General features: G+C 72.2%; 2 protein-coding genes. Both read right to left on the bottom strand.

What is annotated here, in order from left to right; translation table 11 throughout:
- Window positions 1-6 precede the first annotated feature (6 nt).
- Window positions 7-2382 carry a SpoIIE family protein phosphatase gene (locus tag ACWGJM_RS37940; RefSeq protein ID WP_453416312.1) on the bottom strand — a complete coding sequence of 792 codons (2376 nt, stop codon included), beginning with the start codon at window positions 2380-2382 and terminating at the stop codon, window positions 7-9.
- Between the two features lie 181 nt (window positions 2383-2563).
- Window positions 2564-5830 (bottom strand): ATP-binding protein (locus ACWGJM_RS37935; protein WP_453416308.1); only part of this gene is annotated, 3267 nt, incomplete at its 5' end.

Here is a 5830-nt window from a genome sequence, read left to right as displayed (position 1 = left end):
GCGGTGTCATGCCACCCGGATGCCGACGATGCAGGTGTCGTCGTCGGTGTCCGACCTGCTGTAGGTGAGCAGCCGGTCCAACTGCTGGTCGAGCGTCCTGGGCGCGGACCCGGCGGTGGCCAGCAAATGCGACAGGGACTCCTCCACGGACCGGTCCCGGCGCTCGATCAGGCCGTCGGTGTACAGCAACAGCGTGTCGCCGAGCGCCAGTTGGACCTCGGTCTCCTCGTAGACCGCCTCCGGCACCGCTCCGAGCAGCAGTCCCTTCAGCACGGGCAGCGCGGTCGCCTCGGCGTCCCGGACGAGTACCGGGGGCAGGTGCCCGGCCCGGGCCCAGCGCAGGGTGCGGCTGTCCCCGTCGTAGAGCGCGCAGACGGCGGTGGCGGTGACGGCCCCCGTGAGGTGGTGCGCCACGATGTTCAGCCAGGACAGCAGCTGCGCCGGCCCCGCGCCCGTCACGGCGAGGCCGCGCAGCGCGTTGCGCAGGACCACCATGCTGGTGGCCGCCTCGATGCCGTGCCCGGCCACGTCCCCGACGCACAGCAGCACCAGCCCGGAGGGCAGCACGACCGTGTCGTACCAGTCGCCGCCGACCAGTTGCTCCGCCTCGGCGGGGCGGTAGCGCACCGCCACCTGGAGGTCCGGAACGTGCAGCGGGGCCTGCGTCGGGGGCATGATCGCGTGCTGCAACTGGAGGGCCAGCCGGTTGCGTTCGTCGGCCTGCTGCTCGCTGTGGGCCAGTTGGTCGCGGGTGGCGGCGAGGGCGACCTCGGTCCAGTGCTGCGCCGAGATGTCCTGGTAGGCGCCGCGTACCACGAACAGCCGGCCGTCGGTGTCGAGGACCGGCTCCGCCACCACCCGGATGTGGCGGGTGACCCCGTCGGGCCGTAGCAGGCGGAAGGCGGCGGAGGCCGGACGCCGGTGGTGCAGCAGCGTCCGCAGGAACCGCCTGATGGCGCCGGCGTCGTCGGAGTGGGCGTGGGCGGGCAGGTCCTCCAGCGCGACCGGGGGGCTGGTGGGCGGCCGGCCGTACAGGCTGAAGAGCTGGCCGTTCCAGGTGATCTCGCCCGTCAGCAGGTTCTCCTCGAAGCCGCCGATGCGGCCGAGGCGCTGGGCGTGCTGGAGCAGGCTGGCGAGCCGGGCGGTCTCGTCCTCGATGCGCCAGATCAGCAGCACGCTCGAGCCGTGGCGGCTGACGCTGATGTCGGCGACGGCCGAGAGCGGGACCTGGTCGACGAGCGCGGTCAGGTTCATCCGCTGCGCCCGGAACGGCTCCCCCGTGGCGTACACCCGCTCGACGCGCTGGAACAGCTCGCTCTCGCCGGCGGCCATCGGGTAGGCCTCCAGCAGCAGGGCGCCGCCCACGACGGCACGGGGCCTGCCCGCCGGGTCGAGGAAGCGGTTGTTGACGTGCTGGATACGGAAGTCGACGAGCTGTCCGGCGCCGTCGAGGTGCGGTACGAGGACCAGCGCCGGGTCGTGCAGTCCGTCCGCGAGGTCGCTCAGCTCCTGCGCGTCCGGCACCACCCGCGGTTCGTACGACGTCCCGTGCAGCAGCGGGTACGTCTCCAGGGTGTGCGCGCACAGCTCCGCGAGCGCCTCCACCTGCCGGACCACCTGCGGGGGCTGGGATCCCTCGGGCCTGGGCCAGGCGATCTCCAGCACACCGTGGATACGGCCGCCCGCCCCGGCGGGTACGGCGACCCGCGCGCCGTCCGGGTACAGGAGCCGGCCGATCGTGGGCAGGCCGGACTCCGAGAGCGACGGCAGCCACTGCCCCGACCGCTCGGTGAGGCCGCGCCGGGCCACCGTGGCCACGTCCGGCGGGACATAGCGCCAGCGGGCGGCCTCGACCTCCGGGAATCCGGCGCTGCCGGCGAGGCTCAGCGAACCGTCGGAGCCCGCGGCCCAGATGGCCACGCCGACCGCGCCGAGCGGCCCCAGCGCGTGCTGGAGCAGGGAGTCGGCCACGGCCTGGGTGTCACCGGCCGCCAGGGCGCCGCTCTCGGCCGCGCGCAGCCGCACGGCGGCCGAGTCGTCGGCCTGGTCCGGCGCTCCCGCGGTGGCGGCGAGAAAGGCGTCGGTCACCTCGGACACACGGTCCCGGGCGGCCTGGTTGATGACCTCCACGGCGAATTCCAGGGGCGTCACCCGGGCCTGCTCGGTGAGTTCGGTGAGCTGGCGCGCGGCCTGCGCCGGGCCGCAGCCGAGCCGCTCCACGAGGATGCCCTTGGCGAGCTCGATCAGCGCCCGCCCCTCGGCCTCCGCCTGCGCCGCCCGCACCTCCCGGCGCAGCCGCTCCACCGTCGCCGCGAGCCTGCCCACGGGCGATGTCCGCGCGGACCCCGCCGGTTCGGTCTCCGGTACGGGCTGGAGGGGGATGAGGGCGGAGGGGTCGGGAGCCGCAGGATCGACGGTGGGCTGGTCCCGGTCGGGGGGCGGAGGGTCGTTCGCCGGCTCGGGGGTCGAGTCGTACGTGGTCACGGTGTGCGGGCTCCTCGGCTGGCGGACGGCCCCGGCGTGCGGCGGTGCGCACGCGGGGCTGGGGCGGGCACGGGCCTCGTCATGCGGGGAGCCAGCGTCGGACGCATGCGACGAGGTCCTGGGTGTCCACCGGCTTGGTGACGTAGTCACTGGCCCCGGAGGCCAGGCTCTTCTCCCGGTCGCCGGGCATCGCCTTGGCGGTCACGGCGATGATCGGCAATTCGGCGTACCGCGGCATCTTCCGGATCTCGGCGGTGGCGGTGTAGCCGTCCATCTCCGGCATCATCACGTCCATCAGCACGAGAGCGACGTCCGGGTTGTTGACCAGCGTCTCGATGCCCTTGCGGCCGTTCTCCGCGTGCAGGACCCGGAATCCCTGGAGTTCGAGGATCCCGCTGAGCGCGAAGAGGTTGCGCGCGTCGTCGTCGACGACGAGGACGGTACGGCCCGCGGCGGCGTCGGTGGTGTCGAGCACCGGCACCTGCGGTTCCTCGGGCCGGACCAGGGTCAGCACCTCCCCGGGCTCCTCGGCCGACAGGTGCAGGGCGATGCGCTCGCGCAGCTCGTCCAGGCTGTAGAGGTACTCCAGCGACCGGCCGTCGGGGCCGGAGCGCACGGCCTCCTCCCCGACCGGTCCCGCCCGGTGACCGCTGTGCACCAGGACCGGAACGCTCGCCAGCGCCGAGTCGCCCTGAAGGGCGTCCAGGAAGCGGGCCGACTCGCCCTCCGGCGTGCCGAGTTCGACGACGACGCAGTGGCACGGCTCGGCGGCCAGGGCACCGGCCGCCTCCTGGGCACCGACGGCGGTGATGATGTCGACGGGGGCGTGGGAGGGATCGCTCTCCCGGCCGTGCGCCAGGTCTCTGACCACGCTCTCCGCGACGAGGGTCAGCAGTCCGCGCGGCCGCTCCTCGACGACCAGCAGCCGGCGCGGACGCCGCTTCGTGCCGGTGCGGACGGTGCCTTCCCGGGGACCGGGTTCGGCCGTCGTCTCGGACGCGAGGGTTTCCAGCGCCTTCTGCGGCGGGCGGCCGCCGCGCGTGACTTCCTCGAAGTCCGGCCGGGCCACGGGCAGGTACAGGGTGAACGTACTGCCCTTGCCGGGGGTGCTGTCCACGGTGACGGCGCCGCCGAGCAGGTGCGCGATCTCCCGGGTGATGGACAGGCCGAGGCCCGTGCCGCCGTACTTGCGGCTCGTCGTGCCGTCCGCCTGTTGGAAGGCCCCGAAGATCGTCTCCAGTTGCCGCTCCGGAATGCCGATGCCGGTGTCCTTCACCCGGAAGGCGACGACGCTGCCGCTGCGCAGCACTCCGTGGGGCATCTCGTCGTCCAGCGCCGGTTCGATCCGCAGCTCGACACGGCCCTGTTCGGTGAACTTCACCGCGTTGGACAGCAGGTTGCGCAGGATCTGCCGGAGCCGGGAGTCGTCGGTGAGCAGGTCGGCGGGTGCGCCGGTCGCCGTGGTGATCGTGAAGTCGAGGCTCTTCTGCGTCGTCATCGGCCGGAACGTGGCCTCGACGTACTCGATGAGCTGCCGCAGCGGGACGCGCTCCGGGGTCACGTCCATCTTGCCGGCCTCGACCTTGGACAGGTCGAGGATGTCGTTGATCAGCTGGAGCAGGTCGGAGCCCGCGGAGTGGATGATGCCCGCGTACTCGACCTGCTTCGGGGTGAGGTTGCGGGACGGGTTCTGGGCGAGCAGCTGGGCCAGGATGAGCAGGCTGTTGAGCGGGGTCCGCAGCTCGTGGCTCATGTTCGCGAGGAACTCGGACTTGTACTTCGAGGCCAGCGACAACTGCTGTGCGCGGGCTTCCAGTTCCTGCCGTGCCTGTTCGATCTGGAGGTTCTTCGCCTCGATGTCCCGGTTCTGCTCGGCCAGCAGCGAGGCCTTGTCCTCCAGTTCGGCGTTGGAGCTCTGGAGTTCCTCCTGCCGGGCCTGCAACTCGGCGGAGCGGGCCTGGAGTTCGGAGGTCAGTCGCTGCGACTCGCCCAGCAGCTCGTCGGTGCGGGCGTTGGCCACGATCGTGTTGACGTTGACGCCGATGGTCTCCATCAGCATCTCCAGGAAGTCCCGGTGGATCTGGGCGAAGGAGCTGACCGAGGCCAGTTCGATGACGCCGAGCACCTGGTCCTCGAAGACGATGGGCAGCAGCATCAGCGCGCTCGGCTCGATCTGTCCGAGCCCGGAGGAGATCGTGACGTAGCCCGGCGGCAGGTCGTCCACGGCGATGGTGCGGCGGCTGCGGGCCGCCTGGCCGACCAGGGAGCGGCCGAAGGGGATACGGGTGGGCCGCGGGTCCTCCTCGGGGCGGCCGTAGGAGCCGACGAGGCGCAGCTCGGGGCCGCGGTCGCCGTCGTCGGCGAGGTAGAAGGCGCCGTACTGGGCGGACACCAGGGGCACCAGCTCGTCCATGATGAGCTCGGCGACCGCGGGCAGGTCGCGGTGGCCCTGCATCAGGCCGGAGAGACGCGCGAGGTTGGTCTTGAGCCAGTCCTGCTCCTGGTTGGCGCGGGTGGTCTGGCGCAGGGACTCCACCATCGAGTTGATGTTGTCCTTGAGCTCGGCGACCTCCCCGGAGGCGTCCACGGTGATGGACCGGGTCAGGTCGCCCTCGGCCACGGCGCTCGCCACCTCGGCGATGGCGCGCACCTGCCGGGTCAGGTTGCCGGCCAGCTCGTTGACGTTCTCGGTGAGGCGCTTCCAGGTGCCGGACACGCCCTCCACCTCGGCCTGGCCGCCCAGCCGCCCTTCGGTGCCGACCTCGCGGGCCACGCGGGTGACCTCGTCGGCGAACGCCGAGAGCTGGTCGACCATCGTGTTGATGGTCGTCTTCAGCTCCAGGATCTCCCCGCGCGCGTCGACGTCGATCTTCTTCGACAGGTCACCGCGGGCCACCGCGGTGGTCACCAGCGCGATGTTGCGGACCTGGCCGGTGAGGTTGTTGGCCATGGAGTTGACGTTGTCGGTGAGGTCCTTCCAGGTGCCGGCCACGTTCGGCACATGGGCCTGGCCGCCCAGGCGTCCCTCGGTGCCGACCTCCCGGGCGACGCGGGTGACCTCGTCGGCGAACGCGGAGAGCGTGTCGACCATCGTGTTGATGACGTCGGCCAGCGCCGCGACCTCGCCCTTGGCCTCGACCGTGATCTTCTGGGAGAGGTCGCCCTTGACGACGGCGGTGGCCACCTGGGCGATGGAGCGCACCTGCCCGGTCAGGTTGGAGGCCATCACGTTGACGTTGTCGGTGAGGTCCTTCCAGGTGCCGGACACGCCCCGCACGGTCGCCTGACCGCCGAGGTTGCCGGCCGTGCCCACCTCGCGGGCGACCCGGGTGACCTCGTCCGCGAA

The organism is Streptomyces sp. NPDC054834, assembly GCF_053611185.1.
The sequence above is the reverse complement of the archived record's forward strand: the minus strand, read 5'-3'. Positions and strand labels throughout refer to the sequence as shown.